This window comes from Streptomyces sp. PH10-H1 (assembly GCF_030063355.1).
Classification (GTDB): Bacteria; Actinomycetota; Actinomycetes; order Streptomycetales; family Streptomycetaceae; genus Actinacidiphila.
On record NZ_JASISZ010000168.1, the window covers coordinates 1 to 3874 of the forward strand.

Annotated in this window: 6 protein-coding genes and 2 pseudogenes; 6 read left to right on the forward strand and 2 right to left on the reverse strand. The window is 67.4% G+C overall.

From position 1 onward, the window contains the following. A partial coding sequence (locus QMK24_RS40755; protein WP_283471966.1) for a hypothetical protein occupies positions 1 to 234 on the forward strand: 234 nt, incomplete at its 5' end. Between the two features lie 68 nt (positions 235 to 302). On the opposite strand, the gene QMK24_RS40760 is transcribed toward QMK24_RS40755, so the two are convergent. After that, positions 303 to 557, reverse strand: coding sequence for a DUF7683 domain-containing protein (locus tag QMK24_RS40760; protein WP_283471967.1), 255 nt, complete (start codon positions 555 to 557; stop codon positions 303 to 305). Between the two features lie 165 nt (positions 558 to 722). Continuing rightward, on the reverse strand, positions 723 to 950 hold the full coding sequence (locus QMK24_RS40765; protein ID WP_283471971.1) for a hypothetical protein: 228 nt from the start codon (positions 948 to 950) through the stop codon (positions 723 to 725). A gap of 68 nt (positions 951 to 1018) precedes the next feature. Here QMK24_RS40765 and QMK24_RS40770 point away from each other — a divergent pair. From QMK24_RS40770 to QMK24_RS40790, 5 genes and pseudogenes are all read left to right on the forward strand, one after another. Further along, positions 1019 to 1407: pseudogene (locus QMK24_RS40770) on the forward strand (CBS domain-containing protein); the annotation flags it as partial. A 70-nt stretch (positions 1408 to 1477) separates the two neighbouring features. Then, entirely contained in the window at positions 1478 to 1678 is a 201-nt protein-coding gene (locus tag QMK24_RS40775; RefSeq protein ID WP_283471968.1) for a DUF5988 family protein, read from the forward strand. Positions 1679 to 1820: 142 nt separating this feature from the next. Further along, complete coding sequence (locus QMK24_RS40780; RefSeq protein WP_283471969.1) at positions 1821 to 2519, forward strand: NADPH-dependent F420 reductase; 699 nt, start codon at positions 1821 to 1823, stop codon at positions 2517 to 2519. Between the two features lie 70 nt (positions 2520 to 2589). Then, entirely contained in the window at positions 2590 to 3183 is a 594-nt protein-coding gene (locus tag QMK24_RS40785) for a TetR/AcrR family transcriptional regulator (RefSeq protein WP_283471970.1), read from the forward strand. A gap of 141 nt (positions 3184 to 3324) precedes the next feature. Further along, positions 3325 to 3474, forward strand: a pseudogene (locus QMK24_RS40790) (universal stress protein); the annotation flags it as partial. Positions 3475 to 3874: the final 400 nt, after the last annotated feature.

Genomic DNA, 3874 nt, shown 5'->3' on the forward strand with positions numbered 1-3874 from the left:
ATTTCACTCGAGAGGTGCCTTGCCGGTTGCGGCGGATGGAAGCGTCAGAACTCCCATCATCCCAGGTCAGCGGGCACCTCTTCTGATTTCTCCGTCCACAGCCCGGCCGCTACACGGTGGATCGAGGATGAGCAGGTCGACGCCATGGGCGCCGTACTTGTATTTGCCGCCAGAATTGGTGCCGCTGCCCGCGACGACGGAGGCGACGTGAGTGCCTGGCCGAAGCCGTCCTGAACCGTCCGGCCGTCGATTCCCTGCGAGTCCCTATCGGACCTGGCACGGCTGTGGCACGGCAATTACTGCTACGCGCTGGCTGAGGTCTGGTAGTCGCGGGTCACGTCAGGCGGGCCGCAATGCAGGATCGCTTCCACTGCGGGCCAGATGTCGAGACGCACTTCGTAGCAATAGTGCATCCAGGGATCGTCCGTGTCCGGCGTGATCACCTCTCGGAGCTGGATGATCTGCTCGCGGCTGATCGTGCGCTCGGTTCGCAGGAACTCGTCCCCCTTGCTGAAACCGTCCAGGGACCAGACAACGGCGGGTTCATCTATGGCCATACACCGAGCGTAACGGCGCCCTCGACCTGATCATGCGGCGCCCGCTACGACGCCCTTTGCTGCTATCCCGTCTGCCGTCGTCCCACACACCGTGAAGCGGACGTGATTCAGGGCGTGTTCACGTCCGGTGACGTGGTGTATCGACGGCCACTCGGTGATTCGTTCTCAGGCCAGACACCTCAGGGCTGTCATGCTGATTTCTTCGGTGGCCAGGAATTCGATGGCCTCGCGTATGTATCGGTGGAAAGCTGCGATCCCGATTCCGGACCCGGCCGGGGCAGCCGCGGCGCTGATGTCCTTTACGCGCTGAGATGCGGAACCGGCGCTGCCGGGTGAGGCTGAAGCGATCAGGCAGCCCAGCACAAGCAGCGCGAGGACCACCAGGAACTGCACCGGCGAGTGGCCCAGCGGACGCCGCATCCGCATCCGGTGCTGCCGCGGCCCCCAGCCGAAAAGCTGGGCGACGGCCCGACGCCACCCTCGCCGAGGCCGCCCGGGCCATGGCGATGAAGCGCGTCAAGCGACTGCCTGTCGTCGACGCCAGGGGAATGCTCGCCGGCATCGTCCCCCGCAGAGACCTGCTCAAGGTGTTCCTGCGAACGGACGATGCATCGCGGACGAGGTACGCCGCGAGGTGGTCGCCCGCCTCTTCGCCGCTGAGACACCACCCGTTCAGGTGCACGTGGATGAAGGTGTGGTCACGCTGACCGGCCGGATCCACGACACCGCCCTGGTCCCGGTTGCGGCCCGGCTGGCCCGCTCGGTCGAAGGCGTCGTGGACTTCCAGTGCGAACTCACCCGCCGGGCACCCGAGCGGCTGGAGCCGGCCGTCGTGCGACCGGCGTTCTGATGCGTCGAGTCGGCGTCCGGCGCAGATTGTCCAACGTGCGAATGACCAGAGGCGTAGGAAGACTGGAGCTATGACTAGCAAGGCATTCCTCGAGGGTGGCCCGGATGATCTGCGCGAGCGGATCGTTCCGATCACCCCTCCCGGGCAAGAGCTGAAGATTCCGCACCGCGGCGGATACGAGCACTTCAAGGTCACGTCCCGGCTTCAGGACAGCGTTGAGGGACAGTTGCCTGTCTACGAATGGTGGGAACGGACCGAGATCGCGGAGTAGCACCTGGTGAGCAGGGCATGGTGGGTCCGTCTTCTCCGAGCCGCCAGCGCAGCCACTTGCAATACCGAACCGCTCGGTTTAGATTTATCGGAACGCCAGACGACTCCGTCGAGACGTCCAGGCCCCGGAAAGGACCCACCTCATGCGTTACGCAGTTCTCGGCACCGGCGCCGTCGGGCGGGCGGTCGCCGACAAACTCGCCTCCCTCGGGCACGAGGTCGTCGTCGGTACCCGCGACCCGCAGGCCACCCTCGCCCGCACCGAGCCCGACGGCTACGGCAACCCGCCGTTCTCCCAGTGGCAGGCCTCACACGAGCAGATCCGGCTGGAGACCTTCGCCGACGCAGCCGCCTCGGCGGACGCCGTGGTCAACACCACCTCCGGCGCCGGCAGCCTGCAGGCCCTCGAGGCGGCGGGCGCCGAGAACCTGGCGGGCAAGGTGCTCATCGACATCGCGAACCCGCTGGACTTCTCCCAGGGCATGCCCCCGTCGCTGAACCCGGTCAACACCGACAGCCTCGGCGAGCAGATCCAGCGCGCCTTCCCCGAGGTCATGGTCGTCAAGACCCTCAACACCATGAACTGCCAGATCATGGTCGACCCGGCCCGCGTCGCGGGCGAGCACACCGTGTTCGTATCCGGCGACGACACCCGAGCCAAGAAGGCCGTCACCGAGCTGCTGATCTCGTTCGGCTGGCCGGCGAGCAGTGTCATCGACCTGGGCGACATCACCACCGCCCGCGGCACCGAAATGCTGCTGCCGATCTGGCTTCGCTTGTGGGGCGCGCTCGGCAACGCAGACTTCAACTTCCACATCCAGGGCGCCCACACCGGTGCCTGATTCCGGACCGGCCGGGCCGAGGGAAAACCGTACCGAACCACTCGGTATGGTTTTCGCCTATCCTGTGGGGGTGGGCGAGACGGAGACCAGGAGCGCGGGGCGGCCTCGATCGGCCGAGAAGGACGCCGCCATTCTCCAGGCGGCACTGGAGCTGTTGGCCTCACACGGCTACACCCGGATGAGCCTGAGCCAGGTCGCCGCCGCCGCGCAGGTGAGCAAATCCACCATCCACCTGCGCTGGAAGACCAAGGCGGATCTGCTGACGGCGGCGCTGGAATCCCTGCGCATGGCAGGCGCCCCGTCGGCGATCGGGGACACGCGGGCCGACCTGGCGGCGATCCTCAAGGACTTCGCCGCGACCGTGGAACGCGTACGCGGCATGGCACTGATCGGCACCTGCCTGGCCGAGGAGGCCCACACCCCTGAACTCCTCGCCCTGCTGCGCGAACGCACCGTACTGCCCCGGCGCGCGCTGCTGCGCCAGGTACTCGAACAGGCCCGCGACCACGGTGAGATCCGCCCCGGTGCCGACCTGGAGGCTGCGGTCTCCGCACTGCTCGGCCCGTTCTACGCCGACTACATGGCCGGCCGCGCCGGCCGTATGGGCTGGGCCGAGGATGCCGTGGACCTCGTCCTGGCCGGCCTGCGCCCAACGGACCACTGACCACAGGTCGCCCTCGGATCCTCCGCCTTCCCCCTGGGGCCGGTCGGTGCCGATCGGGGCCCTGAGGGTCTCCTCCCGGCAGGTTTCGGCGACGAGGCTGGAAGCGAACATCCAGCCGTTTCCGATCTGGAGGTACGCACCATGTCCCGCACCGTCACCGTAGGACTGGACGGCTCGCCCGAAAGCAGCGCCGCCCGGTGGGCGGCCCGTGAAGCGCTGCGCCGTGGACTGCCACGGCGGCTCGTGCACGTCTGGGAATGGCATCCGTATGTCCAGGCACCCTTGATGGGGCTGCCAGAGTTTCTCCTGTGCCCCGGCCGCAGTCGTCGAGCCCGCGGGCCGCATCGGCGGTGAAGCCTGGCCACGGGCGTATAGGGCCCGCCGACGTCCAGTCCCCGCATGCGGACTCCGGCCTTGATCAGTGATACGGCGTAGCCGGCTGCTCGTTGCGCAGGTCGACAAGCGGTGCTTGACATCCTCTCCGCTCTAAAGGGCGGTGATTCCCTCCGTGCTGCGCAGGGATGGCGCGGCGTTTGGGTGGGTTCGTGCTTCATCGTGCTGTGCCGGAACAGGTTCCGGTCTTACCTGTGCTCCACGGGCGTTTTGGGTCTCCGCCTGTCCGGCGGCGGCCTTGGATCCTTCGGTTCGGATGTTGCGGGCCGCGTTCACGTCCCGGTCGTGGACGGTGCCG